This window comes from Allobosea sp. P5_A5 (assembly GCF_056400625.1).
This window is the reverse complement of the sequence record NZ_JBFUKY010000009.1, coordinates 48,167-65,734: the sequence shown is the minus strand read 5'-3', so window position 1 is coordinate 65,734 and position 17,568 is coordinate 48,167. Positions and strand designations below refer to the sequence as shown.

The following is a 17,568-nucleotide window of genomic DNA, read 5'->3' as shown; positions in this document are numbered from 1 at the left end:
GTCCGCCGCGTCGCGCATTCCGTTCCCCCGCCCAAACGAGCCATGAAGCCAGAACCGCCCGTCGAGGCCTTTCACGATCTGCTGCGCGGGATGGCCGCGCTGTCCGGCAACCGCATCGTCGCCGATATCGCCCGGCTCTACGGCAAGGGCGCGCCGCCGGATCTCTCGATCGCCTGCAATCACAAGCAGATCGCCTCCAAGCAATGGCTGGTCGAGGCGCTTGCCGAAACGATGTCGCGGCCGGACGGGCCGGTCTGGGTGCTCGGGGCCTGGTACGGTGTGCTCGGCGCGCTGCTGCTCGACGATGTCAGGCTCGATCTGAGCGAGGTCGTCAGTCTGGACATCGATCCGAGCTGTGCGGGGACGGCGGAAACGCTGAACCATCGCCACGTCGAAACAGGCCGCTTCCGGGCCGTTACGGCCGATATGACGACACTGGATTTTGCGGCGATGAGGCCGAAGCCCGGGCTCGTGATCAATACGAGCTGCGAGCATCTGCCGGACGTGCCGGGTTGGCTCGCGTCGCTGCCGGCCGGGCTGCCGCTGCTGCTGCAATCGAACGATTATTATCGCGAGCCCGATCATCGCAGCTGCGTACCCTCGCTCGAGGCCTTCAAGAAGCAGGTGGGCCTGGGCGAAATCTGGTTTGCAGGAGCGCGGCCGACGAAGAACTACACCCGCTTCATGCTGATCGGGCGGCGATGAGTTCGATGGGCGGGCCGCACATCGCCATCGCGATGAAGGGGTATCCGCGCCTGTCGGAAACCTTCATCGCGCAGGAATTGCTCGGGTTGCAGCAGCGTGGTCTCGCGTTCGAGATCTGGTCCTTGCGTCACCCGACCGATGCGGACAAGCATCTGATGCATCGGCAGATCACCGCGCCGGTGCGCTATCTGCCAGAATATTTGCATGACGATCCCGGCCGCGTCGCGAAGGGCTTGCTGGCGGCATTGGTGCGGCCCGGCGTTTTACGGCTGCTGCCCGTTTTCCTGCGCGATCTTGCGCGCGACTGTTCGCGCAACCGCTGGCGACGCCTCGGGCAGGCCTGCGTGATGGCTGGCGAGCTGCCGGCAAGCATTCGGCACCTGCATGTGCACTACCTGCACACCCCGGCCTCGGTCATCCGCTACGCCGCTTTGTTGCGCGGGCTGACATGGTCCTTCTCGGCCCATGCCAAGGACATCTGGACGACGCCGGATTGGGAAAAGCGCGAGAAGATCGCGGATTCCGCCTGGGGCGTGACCTGCACCCAGGACGGTCATCGGGAGCTCGATCGCCTTGCCGACCGGCCGGACAAGGTCGTGCTGGTGTATCACGGGCTCGATCTGGCGCGGTTTCCAGCGCCGCCCGTGCGGTCGCGGTGCGACGGGTCCGATCCTTCCGATCCGCTGCGCCTGATCACCATCGGCCGGGCGGTCGAGAAAAAGGGTTTCGACGATCTGCTCGGCGCCCTATCCCGGCTGCCTCGCACGCTGAATTGGCGGCTGACCCATATCGGCGGCGGAGAGAAGCTTGCGGAGCTGAAGCGGCAGGCGGAGACTCTCGGCCTCGCAGACCGCATCGTCTGGTCAGGACCGAAGGCGCAGGGTGAGGTGATCGCAGCGCTTCGGGAGGCCGATCTTTTCGTGCTGCCGTCCAAAAAGGCAGGGGATGGCGACCGCGACGGCCTGCCGAATGTGGTGATGGAGGCAGCGAGCCAAGCCTTGCCGATCGTCGCCACCGACTTTGCCGGAATCCCTGAATTCGTGCGCCAAAACGTCGAGGGCCTGCTAGTTCCGCCAGGCGATGCCGAGGCGCTTGCCGGCGCGCTGGCCGAACTCGGCGCATCGCCGGATCGACGGGCGGCGTTGGGTGACGCCGCCTTTGCCCGGCTCACCGGCGCTTTTTCTGCCGATGCCGGTCTGGACCGGATCGCCTCGTTGCTGCGCGGTTCCGCAGGCGAGGGGGCATGAGGTCCGTCCTGATCGTCGTCACGCATCTGCTCGGCAGCGGACATCTGGTGCGGGCGGCCCAGCTGGCGCGGGCGCTGTCGGCGGGCGGTTTTGCGGTGACGCTGGCAAGCGGCGGGATGCCGCTGCGCTCGATGGAGGGTGAACCCTTCGCCTTTCTGCAATTGCCGCCGGTGCGCGTCGAAGGCGTCGATTTTCGCAATCTGCTCGACGAGAGCGGGATACCGGTTGCGCAATCCCGGATGGCGGCGCGCATCGCGGCGCTCGAGGAAGCGTCTGCTCAGGGCCCGGATGTCGTCATCACCGAGCATTTTCCGTTCGGCCGACGCCAGCTTGCCGGCGAATTCCTGGCCCTGATCGCAGCGGCCCGACGTGCCAACCCCGGCCTCGTCGTGCTGTCGTCCATCCGCGACGTCCTCGTCACGCCGAAGCCGTCGCGCATCGCGGAGGCGGAAGACCGGCTCGCGGATCTCTTCGACGCGGTTCTGGTCCATGGCGAAGAGAAGGTGCTGCCGCTGGGTCGATCATGGCCGGTGAAGCCGCCGCTGTCGGAAAAGCTGCGCTATGTCGGGTATCTCGCCGAGCGGGCCTCTGTCTCGCGCCCTCTTGGACGGGTCGAGGGCTCGGAAGCGGAGAGAGAGATCATCGTCTCCGGCGGAGGCTCGGCCGCTGCGCTGCCGCTTTTCCAGCTGGCGCTCGCCGCGGCACGGTTGTCGCCTTCCGGCCGGCGCTGGCGCGTTCTTGTCGGCAGAGGCGTCTCGGAGGCTGCTTTTCTGGACCTCGTGGCCTGCGCACCTTCCCATGTGGCGGTCGAACGCGCGCGCCCGGATTTCCCGACGCTGCTCGCAAAGAGTGCATTGTCGGTCAGCCAGGCCGGCTACAACACCGTGCTCGACCTCGTCACGGCTGGGGGCCCTGCGATCGTGGTGCCGTTCGATGCGGGCGGCGAGACCGAACAAGGGCTTAGGGCCGAAGCTTTGGCGCAGGCCAGGCTTGCGACATGCCTCCGGCTCGAGACGCTGACGCCCCAGCGCCTCGCGGATGAAGCCGTCGTTGCAATGGCCCGACCGGCTCCGACGGCGTCGATCCTGATCGATGACGGGCGACGTGCTGTCGCAGCCGTGAAACTGCTCCTCGATCCGCGGCGTTGAATGAGGCGCCCCCTTAAGCCGGCATGCCGTTTGCGAGGGCAGGGTTGCAGCTTTGCGAATTGCCGGTCCCGGCCTTTCGCTCTAATGAGGGATGATCCGCCTCCCTCCTCGGTCGGCACTGGGCAACCGGTTCAACCCGGTCAAAGCCTTGCGCCCGGAGACTAGAAGATGACGACGACGACCGCGCCCGGCCTGCCCGACATCAAGCTGTCGGTGCGTCAGACTTTCGGCATCGATTCCGACCTCGAAGTGCCGGCCTATTCGCAGACCGACCCGCATGTGCCGGATTTTGACCCGGACTACCGTTTCGACCGCGATACGACGATCGCGATCCTGGCTGGCTTCGCGCATAACCGGCGCGTCATGATCTCGGGCTATCACGGCACCGGCAAATCGACCCATATCGAGCAGGTCGCCGCCCGCCTCAACTGGCCCTGCGTCCGCGTCAACCTCGACAGCCACGTCTCCCGCCTCGACCTCGTCGGCAAGGATGCGATCGTGCTGAAGGAAGGCAAGCAGATCACCGAGTTCCAGGACGGTATCCTGCCCTGGGCGCTGCAGAACAACATCGCGCTGGTCTTCGACGAATACGATGCCGGCCGCCCGGACGTGATGTTCGTGATCCAGCGCGTGCTCGAGCAGGCCGGCAAGCTGACGCTGCTCGATCAGAAGCGCGTTATCCGGCCGCATGGTGCCTTCCGCCTGTTCGCGACGGCCAACACCGTCGGCCTCGGCGATACCTCCGGCCTCTATCATGGCACGCAGCAGATCAACCAGGGCCAGATGGACCGCTGGTCGATCGTGACCACGCTGAACTATCTGCCTCATGACAACGAGGTCGAGATCGTGCTGGCGAAATCCAAGCATTATCAGAAGACCCCGGACGGCAAGGACACCGTCAACAAGATGGTCCGCGTCGCCGACCTCACCCGCAATGCCTTCATGAACGGCGATCTTTCGACCGTGATGAGTCCGCGTACCGTCATCACCTGGGCGGAAAACGCCGCGATCTTCGGCGATGTCGGCTTCGCCTTCCGCGTCACCTTCCTGAACAAGTGCGACGAGATGGAGCGGACGCTGGTGGCCGAGTTCTTCCAGCGCTCCTTCGGCAAGGAACTGCCGGAGAGCGCTGCGAACGTCGTGCTGAGCTGAGAGCCAAGGCCTGGTGCCGTAGGGGACGAAATGGCCGCGATCACCGTCGAGCCCGATCAGGAGGAGACGCGCGCGGCCGTGCTGCGGGGCCTGAGCGCCTATAACCAGATCCGTGTCGGTGAACGCAACGGCAAGCCGCTGACGATCAGCCTGCGCGACGAGACCGGCACGATCGTTGGCGGCCTCGTCGGCGAGCTGAAATGGGAGTGGCTGCATGTCGATCTGTTCTGGATCGACGAGAGCCAGCGCGGAACGGGACGGGGCGCTGCCATGCTGGTGCAGGCCGAGCAGGAGGCGCGGGATTATGGCGCGCGCGGCGTGTTTCTCTCGACGATGAGCATCCAGGCGCCGGGCTTCTATCCGAGGCTGGGCTATCGCGAATACGGCCGCATGGAGGATTATCCAGTGGCCGGGCAGACGCTGCATCACTTCACGAAGGCGCTATGAGCATCTCGAACCGCAAGCCCGGCACGCCGAAGGAAGCTCCGACCGAGCCGCTGAAGCGGGCTGTTTCGGGCGCGATGAAGGCGATCGCGCGCAGGCCGGAGATGGAAATCGTCTTCGCCTCCGACAAACCTTCACTTGTGGGCGAACGGGCGCGCCTGCCCGAGCCGCCGCGAAAGCTCACCGCCGGCGATGTCGCGATCCTGCGCGGACATGCCGATTCGATGGCGCTGCGCCTCGCCTGCCACGACGCCTCGGTGCATCGGCGCGCGGCGCCTGAAGGCGATGCGGCGCGCGCCGTGTTCGATGCCGTCGAGCAGGCGCGGGTCGAATCGATCGGCTCGCGGCGGATGACCGGCATGGCCGGCAATATCGGCGCGATGCTGGAGGACCGCTACCACCGCGGCGGGCGCTACGAGGAGATCACCGACCGGGCCGATGCGCCGCTGGAAGATGCGCTGGCGCTGATGGTGCGCGAGCGCCTGACCGGCATCAAGCCGCCGAAGGCTGCCGAAAAGATCGTCGAGCTGTGGCGTGAGCAGATCGAGGCCAAGGCCGGAACCGATCTCGACCGCCTGGCCAAGACCATCGAAGACCAGCGCGGCTTTGCCCGCACCGTGCGCGATATGCTGGTAGCGCTCGACATGGCCGACCAGAGCGCCCAGGGCGACGAATCGGACGAGGACGACGACAATCAGGACCAGTCCTCCGAGGACCAGGATCAGCAGGACGGCGAATCCGAGCAGCAGAGCGGGTCCGACCGGTCCGAGGTCGAGGTCAGCGAGGACGCGACCGAGGAACTCGAGGACGGTGCCTCGGAAGCCAGCGACGCACCGGCCGGCGATTGGGAGGAGGAGGACGAGAACTCCGAATCCGAGGAGGCCGGCGAGGCGCCACGTCCGCGCGAGGGCAAGAACGACGGCCGGCCGACCACCGACTACAAGGCCTATACGGCGAAGTTCGACGAGATCGTCACGGCCGAGGAACTCTGCGACGCCGAGGAGCTGACGCGGCTTCGCGCCTATCTCGACAAGCAGCTCGCGCATTTGCAGGGCGTGGTGGCGCGGCTCGCCAACCGCTTGCAGCGTCGCCTGATGGCGCAGCAGAACCGCACCTGGCAGTTCGACCTGGAGGAGGGCGCGCTCGACCCCGCGCGCCTGCCGCGCATCATTCTCGACCCGTTCCAGCCGCTCTCCTTCCGGCAGGAATCGGACACGAATTTCCGCGACACGGTCGTGACGCTGCTGATCGACAATTCGGGCTCGATGCGCGGGCGGCCGATCACGGTGGCTGCGACCTGCGCCGACATTCTGGCACGGACGCTGGAGCGCTGCGGTGTCAAGGTCGAGCTGCTCGGCTTCACCACGCGGGCCTGGAAGGGCGGGCTTTCACGCGAGTCCTGGCTGCAATCGGGCAAGCCGGCCAATCCGGGTCGGCTGAACGACCTCAGGCACATCATCTACAAGTCGGCGGACGCGCCCTGGCGGCGCGCGCGCAAGAATCTCGGCCTGATGATGCGCGAGGGGCTGCTGAAAGAAAACATCGACGGCGAGGCATTGGACTGGGCGCATAAGCGCCTGCTCGGCCGCTCCGAACAGCGCAAGATCCTGATGGTGATCTCGGACGGCGCGCCGGTCGATGATTCCACGCTTTCGGTCAATGCCGGCAATTATCTGGAGCGGCATCTGCGGCATGTCATTGCCGAGATCGAGACCCGCTCGCCGGTCGAACTCATCGCGATCGGCATCGGACATGATGTGACGCGCTACTATCGCCGCGCCGTCACCATCGTTGATGCCGAGGAGCTCGGCGGAGTGCTGACCGAGAAACTGGCGGAGCTGTTCGAGGAGGATGGCGCCGCCGCGGCGGCCGGTGCCTCGCGACGCCGGCAGTGATGCGGCTCGACCGGCGGCATTTGCTGGCCGGGCTCGCCGGCCTCGCTTTGCCGCGCCAGGCGCAGGCGAGCGAGCAGACACGCTTTCCGGTCGAGATTTCCGCACGCCGTATCTCTGCTTTCGAGCCACGCAGCCCGGACAAGCGCCGCTTCGGCGCGTTGCAGTTTCGCGGTGGGCTCGTTTTATCCTGCAGTCATCCGCGCTTTGGCGGATTTTCCGGGCTTTGGCGCTCTTTCGACGGGCGCGATCTGGTCTCGCTGACCGACCGTGGCTATTGGCTGACGGCGAAGGTTGCGACCGAGGGCGGCAAGCCCGTCGCGCTTGAACACGCCGAGATGGCCGCGATGCTGGATCCTGCGGGCCGGCCGCTGTCGCGCTCGAAATCCTTCGATACCGAGAGCCTCGCGATCGTCGGCGGCGTCGCCTATGTCGGTGTCGAGCGCACGCATGAAATCCTGCGCTTCGACTGGGCGCGCGAAGGCGTCGAGGCAAGGGCGCGTTCCTTGCCCGTGCCGGCGGCGATCAAGAAGCTGCCACGCAATCGCGGACTGGAGGCGCTGGGGATCGTGCCTGCCGGCCCGCACAAGGGCGCTATCGTCGCGATCTCGGAGCGCTCCGGCAAGGAAGACGAGCCGACGCTCGGCGTGTTGCTCGGCGATGGCGAGCCAGGCTTTTTCAAGGTGGCGCGGCCGGGCGGCTACGACATCACCGACCTCGCCTTCTTGGCCGGCGGCGACATGCTGCTGCTGGAGCGCTGGTATCGGCCGCTGCGTGGCGTCGGCATGCGGATCCGCCGGATCGCGCTCGCTGATCCGAAGGCCGGCGCGCTTTTGGACGGGGCGGTGCTGATCGAGGCCGATTTGGGCTTCGAGATCGACAACATGGAAGGGCTGTCGATCCATCTAGAAAACGGGCGGACGATCCTCACCCTGATTTCGGACGACAATTTCTCGATCATCCAGCGCACGCTGCTGCTGGAATTCGAGCTGGCCTAGGAGCCGTAGGCGCTGCCGTCATGCTTGCCCTTGTGGCAAGCACCCACGTCTTGAACACCGCGTTGCACGAACCAAGACGTGGATGGTCGGGACAAGCCCGACCATGACGGTGAGCTAAATGAAAAAAGCGGCCTCGCGGCCGCTTCCTTCAAACTCAATAAGCTCAATCGCTCAGTTGGCGGCGAGCTTCTTCTCAAGGTCGCGCTTCAGGCCGAGCGCGCCCGTCGAGAGATCGGTCGCAGCCGCCTTGAGCAGGAAGGCGTCGAGACCGCCGCGATGCTCGACCGAACGCAGGGCGTTGGCCGAGATGCGCAGGCGCACCGAGCGGCCGAGCGCGTCGGACTGCAGCGTCACATTCACGAGGTTCGGACGGAAGACGGTCTTCGTCTTGTGGTTCGAGTGGCTGACAAGGTGGCCGGTCTGGGTGCCTTTACCGGTCAGTTCGCAACGGCGGGCCATGATATCGTTCCTTACGTTTCCGGTTTCGCTCAAACAAAAATGCCGACACGCGACGTGCCGGCCATCGAGCACCGGAAGTCAAATTGAAGTCGCGGTTCCATAGCCAAGCCAGCAAAGCGCGTCAAGGAGAAGTACCTGCATCACGGAAAACTACGGGATGTCCGGTCAGACGATCAGCGTTAACGGACCGTAAAGAGGCTGGCCAGATGCTGCCTGAAGCCACGTCACGGCATCGATTGCGGCCATGACACGATTCGGGCCGAATCGCCGTGCATTTCCTGTGGTCCATGCGTCGTACCGGAGAGACTGGATGAACCCCGCCGCCGTCGCCGCATCCTTGGCCACTGCGATTTTGACCGTCACGTTCCTGGCGGACACGGCTCGCGCCGCGTCGATCGAGGCCCGCTACGATGTCTCGCTGCTGGGGCTCACCTTCGGCACGGCCGGACTTGCCGGCACGATCGACGGGTCGAACTACAAGCTCGACATGGTTGCGAAGCTGACCGGAATCGCCGGCGGCGTCACCGGCGGGCGTGGGTCGGGCGCGGCCACGGGCGCGCTGGTCGGCGGCAAGCTCTCACCGAAAACCTTCGCGGTCAGCTCCGCCAGCAGCAGCGAAAGCCGAACCGTACGGATGGCGCTGGCCGACAATGCAGTGGCCGGCGTCGATATCGAGCCGCCGATCGACGAAAAGCCCGACCGGGTGCCGCTGGACGACAGCCACCGCCGCAGCATCATCGACCCGCTCAGTGCCTTCATCATGCCGGTCAGCGGCAAGGGAAAGGACGGCGTCTGCAACCGCACGCTGCCGATCTTCGACGGTGCTGCGCGCTACGACATCAAGCTGACGAGCGCCGGCACGCGCAGCGTCAAGCTGGAGGGCTATAGCGGCCCGGTCTCGATCTGCCAGGCGCGCTATGTGCCGATCGCCGGGCATCGCGCGCTCAGGCCCAGCACCAAGTTCATGGCCGAGAACAAGGACATGACGGTTTGGCTCGCGCCTGTGGCAGGCACCGATGTGATGGTGCCTGTCCGGATTTCGGTGAAGACGATGATCGGCACGGCGGTGATCGAGGCCTCGAGCTTCAAGGTCGATCCGGGTGCAACCGCAAGTGCACCCAGGAACTGACGAGACGGGGCCGACCTTCTATCAATCTGTCATCCAGGCGTCGCTCAATGGGCCGATGCCTTCGAGAACAGGTTGATCACCACGACGCCCGCGACGATCAGCGCCATCCCGACCAGCGCCGGGGCATCCGGCGTCTGCCCGAACAGGACGAGCGCGATCAGGCTGATCAGCACGATGCCGACGCCGGACCAGATTGCATAGGCGATGCCGACGGGGATCGTGCGCAGGCATAGCGACAGGAAATAGAAGGCGCAGACGAAGGCCACGACCGTGATCAGCGAGGGCACGAGCCGCGTGAATTCGTTGGAGGCCTTCAGCGCCGAGGTGCCGATGACTTCGCTGACGATGGCGATGGCGAGATACAGGTAGCTCACGCGGCCCCGCGATCGTCGGGCTTTTTCGAAGCGTGCCGAACTCCTCGGTCGTCCTCGAAAACCGGCCGGAAGAACGAGCGCTCGTAGCTGACGATGAAACGATCCTTGTCGTTCATCGCGATGGCGGCCAGGCATTCCGGATCGCTCGCAGCGCGACTGCGATAGTCTTCATAGGCCGCCAGCGAGGGAAAGCTGAAATTCGCCAGAGCAACGTTGGAGGTGCCTTCGGAGGGCATGAAATAACCGTGATGCTCGCCGCCGAATTTTTCGACAAGGCGGATCCAGAGCTTGCCGTAAGCCTCGAAGGCCGGAAGCTGATAGGGATCGACGATATAACGCAGATGGCAGGTAATCATGATCACGCGGCCTTCGTCGTGCTGAGGAATGTCTTCATCCGCTCCAGCGCCTTTTCGATGTTCTCCAGCGAGTTGGCATAGGAGAGGCGGATATAGCCCTCGCCATAGACGCCGAAATCGGGGCCGCCGATGGTGGCGACGCCGGCTTCCTCCAGCAGGGCAGAGGCGAGCTTCTTGGCCTTCCAGCCGGTCTGCGAGACGTTGGGGAAGGCGTAGAAGGCGCCTTTGGGTGTGATGCAGGACACGCCCGGCAGGTCGTTCAGACCGGCGACCACAGCCTTTCGGCGCCGGTCGAATTCGGCGACCATGGCGTGGACGGCATCCTGCGAGCCGGTCAAGGCGGCGAGGCCCGCCCATTGCGCGGGCGCGTTGACGCAGGAGTGCGAGTTCACCGCAAGCTTGCGAGCGTTGTCGTAGAGCGGCTTCGGCCAAACCGACCAGCCCATGCGCCAGCCGGTCATCGCATAGGTTTTCGACCAGCCGTTGAGCAGGATCAGCCGGTCGCGGATTTCGGGGTAGGACAGCAGGCAAACGTGCTGTTCGCCGTCATAGACCATCTGGTCGTAAATCTCGTCCGACATGATCGCCACGTCCGGGAACCGGCCAAGACCGGCGACGAGCTTGTCGATCTCGGCCTTCGGCGTGACACCGCCGGTGGGGTTGGCGGGCGAGTTGATGATCAGCAGCCGCGTCTTCGGCGTGATCAGCGCCAGCGTTTCCTCGGCCGAGAAGGCGAAGCCGTTCTCCTCACGCATCGGCACGGGAATCGGCGTAGCCCCGGTGTATTCGATCATCGAGCGATAGATCGGGAAGCCGGGGTCGGGATAAAGGATCTCGGCGCCGGGCTCGCCGAACATCAGGATCGCCATGAACATGGTGACCTTGCCGCCGGGCACGATCATCACGCTCTCGGGCGAGACCTCGACATCGAAGCGCTTGTGCAGATCGGCCGCGACCGCCTCGCGCAGCGGCAGGATGCCATTGGCCGGGGTGTAGCCATGGTGTCCGTCGCGCAGCGCCTTCACCGCGGCCTCGACGATATGGTCCGGTGTCGCGAAATCGGGCTGTCCGATGCCGAGATTGATCACGTCCTTGTCCTGCCGCTGCAATTCAGTGGCGCGCGCCAGCACCGCGAAGGCGTTCTCCTCGCCGATGCGGGAGAAGGACGGGACGACATGCAGGGTCATGGCAGCCTCGATAGCTCGCTTCCGATGGCCGTCTCGCGGGCGGCCTTGCGTGCAGTCTTCACCGCAAACGGGCGCGAGCCGCAAGTCCGCGATCGAGGCCCTGAAACCCCATGCAAACCGCGCATGCTAAATAGTATGATTTTTCGCGCCGGGCCTCTTGCGGCGCAGCGGCCGGGGCCGGATAATCTCGACAGGTTTCAAACAAGATGCCGCCGGCCCATCGGAGGCCGGCGCGGGAGAGGAACGAGGGATGGCCAAGACCCCCGAAAGCAACGTGCCGCGGCAGGACCGCCCCGTCGCGACGACCAATGAGACGGCGCCTCACCGCATCAAGCCGGAGCAGCTGCGTTCCAAGGCCTGGTTCGACAATCCAGACAATGCCGACATGACCGCGCTCTATATCGAACGCACGATGAATTTCGGCCTTTCGCGAAACGAACTTCAATCTGGCCGCCCGATCATCGGCATCGCCCAGACCGGCTCCGATATCGCGCCGTGCAACCGCCACCATCTGGAGCTGGCGCCGCGCATCCGCGACGGCATCCGCGAGATGGGTGGCGTGCCGTTCGAGTTCCCGATCCACCCGATCCAGGAAACCTGCAAGCGGCCGACGGCCTCGCTCGACCGCAACCTGCAATATCTTTCGCTGGTCGAGATACTCTATGGCTATCCGCTCGACGGCGTCGTGCTGACGACGGGCTGCGACAAGACCACGCCGGCGCAGATCATGGCGGCCGCGACGGTCGACATTCCCGCGATCGCGCTGCCGGGCGGGCCGATGCTGAACGGCAATTTCCGGGGCGAACGCACCGGCTCGGGCACCATCGTCTGGAAGGCGCGCCAGATGATGGCGGCGGGCGAAATCGACTATCGCGGCTTCGTCGACCTGGTCGCCTCCTCGGCGCCCTCGGCTGGCCATTGCAACACGATGGGCACCGCCTCCACGATGAACTCGCTGGCCGAGGCGATGGGCATGACGCTGCCGGGCGGGGCGGCAATTCCCGCGCCGTACCGTGATCGCTACGAGATGGCCTATCTCACCGGGCGGCGCATCGTCGAAATGGTTTGGGAGGATCTCGTTCCCTCCAGGATCCTGACCCGCGAGGCTTTCGAGAACACCATCGTCGTCAATTCGGCGATCGGCGGATCGACCAACGCACCGATCCACGTCAACGCCATTGCCAAGCATATTGGCGTGGAGCTCGACAACGAGGACTGGACGGCGATCGGCTACGACATTCCGCTGCTGGTCAATCTGCAGCCGGCCGGCGAATATCTCGGCGAGGATTATTACCGGGCTGGCGGTGTCCCCGCCGTGGTCGCGGAGCTTGTCGCCAAGGGCAAGATCAAGCCGGCGATCACCGTCAATGGCCGCACGCTGGCCGAAAACTGCGAGGGCTTCTTCTCCGGCGATCGCAACGTCATCAAGACCTATGACGAGCCGATGAAGCCGCATTCCGGCTTCCTCAACATCTCGGGCAATCTATTCGATTCCGCCATCATGAAGACCAGCGTGATCACGCCGGAATTCCGCCAGCGCTATCTGGAGAACCCGAAGGACCCGAACGCCTTCGAGGGCCGTGCCATCGTCTTCGACGGGCCGGAGGATTATCACCATCGGATCGACGATCCGGCGCTCGCGATCGACGAGCATTGCGTGCTGTTCATCCGCGGCGTCGGGCCGATCGGATATCCCGGCGCGGCCGAAGTCGTGAACATGCGGCCGCCGGATTACCTGATCAAGCAAGGCGTCTCGGCGCTGGCCTGTATCGGCGACGGGCGCCAGTCCGGCACATCGGGCTCGCCCTCGATCCTCAACGCCTCGCCGGAAGCGGCGACCGGCGGCGGGCTCGCGCTGCTGAAGACGGGCGACAGGGTGCGCATCGACCTCAACAAGCGCACGGCCAACATCCTGATCCCGAACGAGGAGCTGGAGCAGCGCAGAGCCGCGTTGAAGGACGCCGGCGGGTATAAATACCCGGCAAGCCAGACGCCCTGGCAGGAAATTCAGCGTGCCATCGTCGGGGAGCTGTCCGAGGGCATGGTGCTGAAGCCGGCGGTCAAATACCAGAAGATCCACAAGACCTTCGGCATTCCGCGCGACAATCACTGAGCGCGGTTTCCAGCCTGCACGTCAGGGTCGCCCTCGTGGCGACCATGACGTCGTCGCCGGTCAAAAGCAGTGTTCGAGACGTGGATGCTCGGAACAAGCCGAGCATGACGAACGGTGTTGGTGTTTTGTCATTCCGCCGACGCAACCGCATCCCTCCAACGGAAGCGCATCAGCGGGGCTGACAAGAGCCTCCACCCCGGACACTATGCGGCTCTCGCCCGCAGGCTCATCTGAAACGATTTAAAATGACCCAATCCGCGCCGGTCGAAGCCTTCCGCAAGCTGCATGAAAGCGGCTGCTTCGTGATGCCGAACCCGTGGGATATCGGCTCGGCGCGCTGGCTGCGCGGGCAGGGATTCAAGGCGCTGGCGACGACGAGCGCGGGCTTTGCCTTCACGCAAGGCCGCGCCGACCAGGACGTGCCGCGCGACATGATGCTGGCCCACATCGCCGAGATGGTGAAGGCGGTGCCCGACCTACCGGTCAACGCCGATTTCGAGAACGGTTATGCCGACACGCCGGATGGCGTCGCCGCCAACGTCAAGCTTTGCGTTGCGACCGGGGTCGCCGGACTTTCGATCGAGGATGCGACGGGGCGTGAGGCCGATCCGCTGTATCCCTTTGAACTCGCCGTCGAGCGGATCAAGGCTGCGCGCCGGGCGATCGACGAGACCGGTTCGGGCGTGCTGCTGACCGCGCGGGCGGAGGCGTTTCTGACCGGCCATCCCGATCCGCTACCGGAAGTGACGCGGCGCATTGCGGCTTTCGTGGAAGCCGGCGCCGATGTGCTGTACGCGCCGTGGGTGCGCACGCCCGAGGAGATCGGTGCCATCGTCGAGGCGGCGGGTGGCAAGCCGGTCAATGTCGTCGTCTTCAACGACTTGGGTCTGCGCGTGGCCGATTTTGCGTCGCTTGGTGTCAGACGCCTGTCGACAGGCGGCGCATCGGCACGATCGGCGTGGGCCGGCTTCATCGAATCGACGCGGCTTATCAAGGAAGAGGGCAGCTTTGCCGGTTTCGTCGCCAATAAGGGCACAGCGCCACTTGAGCCTTTCTTCACCGACGATCTGAAGTCCCGCTCGTGAGCCAGACTTTGCTCATCGCACCGGCCTGGCTCGGACGCAGCGGCCTGTGGACGCTCGACGCCAAAGGGCAGCGCAAGGCGGTCGATGCCGAGGATGTCGGCCTGTCCGACGATATCGCCGACCGGCTCGAAGCCTGGATGGATGCCTTCGACGGGATTTACGAGGAGGATGACGAGGCACGCTCGCGCTTTCCCGACGCGGTCGAGCAACTCGCCTGGGAGACGGAAGGCGCGGCGATCGCCGAGGCCATCCGGGCCGATCTCGGTGCCGGATGGGATGTCACGACCGATCTCGCGGGCTGGCAGGAGATGACCAAACCATGACGCCTCATCCGATGCTCCCGATCGCACCGCCCGCAAATGCCAAGCTGGCGCCCGATTGGGCGCCACCACCGTTTCCGCCAGCCAAGGTGCTGGAAGGGCGCTGGTGTCGCCTCGAGCCGCTCGATGTCGCCAAGCACCTCGACGACATCTGGGAGGCGACCGCTGGTCACAATCAGGTCTGGGACTGGCTGCCGGCTCGCCCGCCAGCCGACAAGCAAGCTTATCGCGCGCTGCTGCAATCGATGGTCGATCAAGCCGGCATCGTGCCGCTGGCAGTGATCGACAAGGCCGACGGCAAGGCCAAGGGCCATCTCTGGATCATGGAGATCCGGCCGGCGCACGGTGTGTTCGAGGTCGGCTGGATCACCTATTCGCCGGCCTTGCAGAAGACGCGGCCGGCGACGGAAGCGATCTATCTCGTCGGCGAATACGGTTTCTCGCTCGGCTATCGCCGTTACGAGTGGAAGTGCAACAACATGAACGAGCCGTCCAAGCGCGCCGCGTTGCGTTTTGGCTTCCGGTTCGAGGGGCTGTTTCGCCAGCATATGGTGGTGAAGGGCGAGAACCGCGATACGGCGTGGTTCTCCATCCTCGATTCGGAATGGCCCGCGCGGGCCAAGCTGTTCCAGGCCTGGCTGGCGCCGGAGAACTTCGACGCGGAAGGCCGGCAGAAGGCTTCGCTCGGCGATCTCGCCAAGGCGCAGGCCTGAAGCCATGGAGCCCCGTCGCGCCACGCCTGCGGACATCCCGGCGATCGTCGCGCTGACGGAGGCCGCCTATCTGCCGAACGAAGCGATCATCGGCGTGCCCTCGCTGCCGCGCATCGCGGACTATCATCAGGTTCTGGCCCAGCACGAGGTCTGGGTCGTCGACGATGAGGCGGGGCTGGCGGCGGCGCTCGTGCTGGAGATCGAGCCCGACGATTTCACGATCTGGAGCATCGCAGTCTCGCCGCAAGCGGCCGGCCGCAAGCTCGGCGCCGCGCTGATGGGGTTTGCCGAGGCTCGCGCCCGTTCGCTCGGCCGGCCCTCGGTGCATCTCTACACCCACGCCAAGCTTAGCTCCCGCATCGCCTGGTACGAGCGGCAGGGCTATGCCGTCACGCATCATGAGGACCTGCCCGACCGGCGGGTTGTCCATATGCGCAAGATTTTCTCATAAGCCGATCGAACACGAGGATACGGACATGGCAGGGCGTTTGAAGGGCAAGGTCGCGGTGGTCACTGCTGCGGGGCAGGGCATCGGACGGGCCATTGCGGAGGCCTTCGTCGCGGAGGGTGCAACCGTTTGGGCGACCGACAAGGACGTGGCGCTGCTGGAGGGCATCCCGAAGGCGAAGAAGCGCAAGCTCGACGTGCTCTCGACCAAAGCGGTCGACTCCTTCGCCGAGAAGGTCGGAGCGATCGACATTCTGGTGAATGCCGCCGGCTTCGTCCATCACGGGACGGTGCTCGACACCGACGAGAAGGCCTGGAACTTCTCCTTCGATCTCAACGTCACCTCGATGCATCGTACGATCAAGGCGTTCCTGCCGGGGATGCTGGAGAAGGGCGCGGGCTCGATCGTCAACATCGCGTCTGGCGCCGGCTCGGTACGCGGCATCCCCAACCGCTACGCTTACGGCACGACCAAGGCGGCCGTGATCGGCTTGACCAAGTCGGTCGCTGCCGACTTCATCAAGAAGGGCATCCGCTCCAACGCGATCTGCCCCGGCACCATCCAGTCGCCCTCTCTCGACCAGCGCATCAAGGACCTTGCCGCGTCCTCCAACACGACGGAAGCCAAGGCGCGGCAGGCCTTCATCGACCGGCAGGCAATGGGCCGTCTCGGCACGGCCGAGGAAATCGCCTGGCTGGCGGTTTATCTGGCCTCCGACGAGGCGAGCTACACCACGGGCCAGATCCATCTGGCGGATGGCGGCTTCGCGCTCTGAGCGCGGCGTCGTTCCAACAATAACAGTCTAGGGAGGTCAGCGATGCACATCCTCGTTCTCGGCGGCGCCGGCATGGTCGGGCGCAAATTCATCGAGCGGCTGGCGCGGGACGGCTCGCTCGGCGGCAAGGCAGTGACGCGGGTCACGGCGCAGGACGTCGTGCCGGCCTCGCCGCCACCGGCCGCGCCTTTCGATTTCGAGGCGGTGGTGTCCGACCTCTCGATCGCGGGCGAACCGGAAAAGCTGATCGCGACGCGGCCGGAGGTGATCGTCCATCTCGCCGCCATCGTCTCCGGCGAGGCGGAGGCCGATTTCGAGAAGGGCTATCGCATCAATCTCGACGGCACGCGGGCGCTGTTCGACGCGATCCGGCTCACGGAGGGGTATACGCCGCGCCTCGTCTTCACCTCCTCGGTCGCGGTCTTCGGCGCGCCCTTCCACGACAAGATCGCGGACGAGTTCTTCACGACGCCGCTGACGAGCTACGGCACGCAGAAGGCGATCGGCGAACTCTTGCTCTGCGACTACAGCCGTCGCGGCTTCTTCGATGGCATCGCCATCCGCCTGCCAACGATCTGCGTGCGGCCGGGCAAGCCCAACAAAGCGGCCTCGGGCTTCTTCTCCAATATCATCCGCGAGCCGCTGAACGGCGAAGAGGCGGTGCTGCCAGTGTCCGATCAGGTCCGGCATTGGCACGCCTCGCCGCGCTCGGCGGTCGGCTTCCTGTTCCACGCGGCGACGATGGATACGGCCGCGATCGGGCCGCGCCGGGCGCTGACCATGCCGGGCTATTCCTGCACCGTCGCCGAGCAGATCGAGACGCTGCGCAAGGTCGCGGGCGAGACCGTGGTGAAGCGCATCCGCCGCGAAACCGACCCGGTGATCGACAGGATCGTGGCCGGCTGGCCGCAGAATTTCGATCCGCAGCGGGCTCTTGCTCTCGGCTTCAAAGCGGAAAGCAATTTCGAGGAGATCGTCCGCGTGCATATCGAGGACGAACTGCACGGGACATTCGTGAAGTAG

General features: G+C 65.3%; 19 protein-coding genes. 15 read left to right on the top strand and 4 right to left on the bottom strand.

Going from position 1 to position 17,568, the window contains the following annotated elements; all coding sequences use genetic code 11:
• Positions 1 to 42 precede the first annotated feature (42 nt).
• From AC1DR6_RS17430 to AC1DR6_RS17400, 7 genes are all read left to right on the top strand, one after another.
• A complete protein-coding gene (locus AC1DR6_RS17430) occupies positions 43 to 705 on the top strand; it encodes a class I SAM-dependent methyltransferase (RefSeq protein ID WP_476830519.1) in 663 nt (220 codons plus the stop codon).
• Between the two features lie 5 nt (positions 706 to 710).
• Positions 711 to 1,952, top strand: coding sequence for a glycosyltransferase family 4 protein (locus AC1DR6_RS17425; protein WP_476830636.1), 1,242 nt, complete (start codon positions 711 to 713; stop codon positions 1,950 to 1,952).
• Positions 1,949 to 3,100 (top strand): glycosyltransferase family protein, encoded by a 1,152-nt coding sequence (locus AC1DR6_RS17420; protein WP_476830518.1) that lies wholly within the window; start codon positions 1,949 to 1,951, stop codon positions 3,098 to 3,100. The genes AC1DR6_RS17425 and AC1DR6_RS17420 overlap by 4 nt, the downstream gene beginning before the upstream one ends.
• A 168-nt stretch (positions 3,101 to 3,268) precedes the next feature.
• Positions 3,269 to 4,252 (top strand): cobaltochelatase subunit CobS, encoded by a 984-nt coding sequence (gene cobS, locus AC1DR6_RS17415; RefSeq protein ID WP_476830517.1) that lies wholly within the window; start codon positions 3,269 to 3,271, stop codon positions 4,250 to 4,252.
• Between the two features lie 30 nt (positions 4,253 to 4,282).
• Positions 4,283 to 4,699: a GNAT family N-acetyltransferase gene (locus AC1DR6_RS17410; RefSeq protein ID WP_476830516.1), complete on the top strand. Its 417-nt coding sequence runs from the start codon at positions 4,283 to 4,285 to the stop codon at positions 4,697 to 4,699.
• Positions 4,696 to 6,591: a cobaltochelatase subunit CobT gene (gene cobT / locus AC1DR6_RS17405; protein WP_476830515.1), complete on the top strand. Its 1,896-nt coding sequence runs from the start codon at positions 4,696 to 4,698 to the stop codon at positions 6,589 to 6,591. The genes AC1DR6_RS17410 and cobT overlap by 4 nt, the downstream gene beginning before the upstream one ends.
• Complete coding sequence (locus AC1DR6_RS17400; protein ID WP_476830514.1) at positions 6,591 to 7,586, top strand: esterase-like activity of phytase family protein; 996 nt, start codon at positions 6,591 to 6,593, stop codon at positions 7,584 to 7,586. Before cobT ends, AC1DR6_RS17400 begins: the two co-directional genes overlap by 1 nt.
• Positions 7,587 to 7,757: 171 nt before the next feature.
• On the opposite strand, the gene rpmB is transcribed toward AC1DR6_RS17400, so the two are convergent.
• Entirely contained in the window at positions 7,758 to 8,045 is a 288-nt protein-coding gene (gene rpmB, locus AC1DR6_RS17395) for a 50S ribosomal protein L28 (protein WP_476830513.1), read from the bottom strand.
• Between the two features lie 310 nt (positions 8,046 to 8,355).
• Here rpmB and AC1DR6_RS17390 point away from each other — a divergent pair, with 310 nt between their 5' ends.
• Positions 8,356 to 9,174, top strand: coding sequence for a DUF3108 domain-containing protein (locus AC1DR6_RS17390; protein ID WP_476830512.1), 819 nt, complete (start codon positions 8,356 to 8,358; stop codon positions 9,172 to 9,174).
• A 44-nt stretch (positions 9,175 to 9,218) separates the two neighbouring features.
• On the opposite strand, the gene AC1DR6_RS17385 is transcribed toward AC1DR6_RS17390, so the two are convergent.
• Genes AC1DR6_RS17385 through AC1DR6_RS17375 form a run of 3 tightly spaced genes read right to left on the bottom strand, consistent with a single transcriptional unit; the run spans position 9,219 to position 11,091 of the window.
• On the bottom strand, positions 9,219 to 9,548 hold the full coding sequence (locus tag AC1DR6_RS17385; RefSeq protein WP_476830511.1) for a DMT family transporter: 330 nt from the start codon (positions 9,546 to 9,548) through the stop codon (positions 9,219 to 9,221).
• Complete coding sequence (locus AC1DR6_RS17380; RefSeq protein WP_476830635.1) at positions 9,545 to 9,904, bottom strand: NIPSNAP family protein; 360 nt, start codon at positions 9,902 to 9,904, stop codon at positions 9,545 to 9,547. Before AC1DR6_RS17380 ends, AC1DR6_RS17385 begins: the two co-directional genes overlap by 4 nt.
• Before the next feature lie 2 nt (positions 9,905 to 9,906).
• Complete coding sequence (locus tag AC1DR6_RS17375; RefSeq protein ID WP_476830510.1) at positions 9,907 to 11,091, bottom strand: pyridoxal phosphate-dependent aminotransferase; 1,185 nt, start codon at positions 11,089 to 11,091, stop codon at positions 9,907 to 9,909.
• 250 nt (positions 11,092 to 11,341) lie between these two features.
• On the opposite strand from AC1DR6_RS17375, the gene AC1DR6_RS17370 reads away from it, so the two are divergent.
• The 7 genes from AC1DR6_RS17370 to denD all read left to right on the top strand — a co-directional run bounded on the left by AC1DR6_RS17370 (position 11,342) and on the right by denD (position 17,568).
• Positions 11,342 to 13,204, top strand: coding sequence for an IlvD/Edd family dehydratase (locus tag AC1DR6_RS17370; protein WP_476830509.1), 1,863 nt, complete (start codon positions 11,342 to 11,344; stop codon positions 13,202 to 13,204).
• A 245-nt stretch (positions 13,205 to 13,449) separates the two neighbouring features.
• Complete coding sequence (locus AC1DR6_RS17365; RefSeq protein ID WP_476830508.1) at positions 13,450 to 14,289, top strand: isocitrate lyase/PEP mutase family protein; 840 nt, start codon at positions 13,450 to 13,452, stop codon at positions 14,287 to 14,289.
• Entirely contained in the window at positions 14,286 to 14,612 is a 327-nt protein-coding gene (locus tag AC1DR6_RS17360) for a hypothetical protein (protein WP_476830507.1), read from the top strand. Before AC1DR6_RS17365 ends, AC1DR6_RS17360 begins: the two co-directional genes overlap by 4 nt.
• On the top strand, positions 14,609 to 15,322 hold the full coding sequence (locus AC1DR6_RS17355) for a GNAT family N-acetyltransferase (protein WP_476830506.1): 714 nt from the start codon (positions 14,609 to 14,611) through the stop codon (positions 15,320 to 15,322). The genes AC1DR6_RS17360 and AC1DR6_RS17355 overlap by 4 nt, the downstream gene beginning before the upstream one ends.
• Before the next feature lie 4 nt (positions 15,323 to 15,326).
• Positions 15,327 to 15,773 (top strand): GNAT family N-acetyltransferase, encoded by a 447-nt coding sequence (locus AC1DR6_RS17350; protein ID WP_476830505.1) that lies wholly within the window; start codon positions 15,327 to 15,329, stop codon positions 15,771 to 15,773.
• Between the two features lie 25 nt (positions 15,774 to 15,798).
• Complete coding sequence (locus AC1DR6_RS17345) at positions 15,799 to 16,545, top strand: SDR family oxidoreductase (protein WP_476830504.1); 747 nt, start codon at positions 15,799 to 15,801, stop codon at positions 16,543 to 16,545.
• A 42-nt stretch (positions 16,546 to 16,587) separates the two neighbouring features.
• Entirely contained in the window at positions 16,588 to 17,568 is a 981-nt protein-coding gene (gene denD / locus AC1DR6_RS17340; protein WP_476830503.1) for a D-erythronate dehydrogenase, read from the top strand.

Bases quoted from the DNA above. Each gene is read 5' to 3' on its own strand.
- AC1DR6_RS17430 (WP_476830519.1), top strand. From the start codon at position 43: ATGAAGCCAGAACCGCCCGTCGAGGCCTTTCACGATCTGCTGCGCGGG.
- AC1DR6_RS17425 (WP_476830636.1), top strand. From the start codon at position 711: ATGGGCGGGCCGCACATCGCCATCGCGATGAAGGGGTATCCGCGCCTG.
- AC1DR6_RS17420 (WP_476830518.1), top strand. From the start codon at position 1,949: ATGAGGTCCGTCCTGATCGTCGTCACGCATCTGCTCGGCAGCGGACAT.
- cobS (WP_476830517.1), top strand. From the start codon at position 3,269: ATGACGACGACGACCGCGCCCGGCCTGCCCGACATCAAGCTGTCGGTG.
- AC1DR6_RS17410 (WP_476830516.1), top strand. From the start codon at position 4,283: ATGGCCGCGATCACCGTCGAGCCCGATCAGGAGGAGACGCGCGCGGCC.
- cobT (WP_476830515.1), top strand. From the start codon at position 4,696: ATGAGCATCTCGAACCGCAAGCCCGGCACGCCGAAGGAAGCTCCGACC.
- AC1DR6_RS17400 (WP_476830514.1), top strand. From the start codon at position 6,591: ATGCGGCTCGACCGGCGGCATTTGCTGGCCGGGCTCGCCGGCCTCGCT.
- rpmB (WP_476830513.1), bottom strand. From the start codon at position 8,045: ATGGCCCGCCGTTGCGAACTGACCGGTAAAGGCACCCAGACCGGCCAC.
- AC1DR6_RS17390 (WP_476830512.1), top strand. From the start codon at position 8,356: ATGAACCCCGCCGCCGTCGCCGCATCCTTGGCCACTGCGATTTTGACC.
- AC1DR6_RS17380 (WP_476830635.1), bottom strand. From the start codon at position 9,904: ATGATTACCTGCCATCTGCGTTATATCGTCGATCCCTATCAGCTTCCG.
- AC1DR6_RS17375 (WP_476830510.1), bottom strand. From the start codon at position 11,091: ATGACCCTGCATGTCGTCCCGTCCTTCTCCCGCATCGGCGAGGAGAAC.
- AC1DR6_RS17370 (WP_476830509.1), top strand. From the start codon at position 11,342: ATGGCCAAGACCCCCGAAAGCAACGTGCCGCGGCAGGACCGCCCCGTC.
- AC1DR6_RS17365 (WP_476830508.1), top strand. From the start codon at position 13,450: ATGACCCAATCCGCGCCGGTCGAAGCCTTCCGCAAGCTGCATGAAAGC.
- AC1DR6_RS17355 (WP_476830506.1), top strand. From the start codon at position 14,609: ATGACGCCTCATCCGATGCTCCCGATCGCACCGCCCGCAAATGCCAAG.
- AC1DR6_RS17350 (WP_476830505.1), top strand. From the start codon at position 15,327: ATGGAGCCCCGTCGCGCCACGCCTGCGGACATCCCGGCGATCGTCGCG.
- AC1DR6_RS17345 (WP_476830504.1), top strand. From the start codon at position 15,799: ATGGCAGGGCGTTTGAAGGGCAAGGTCGCGGTGGTCACTGCTGCGGGG.
- denD (WP_476830503.1), top strand. From the start codon at position 16,588: ATGCACATCCTCGTTCTCGGCGGCGCCGGCATGGTCGGGCGCAAATTC.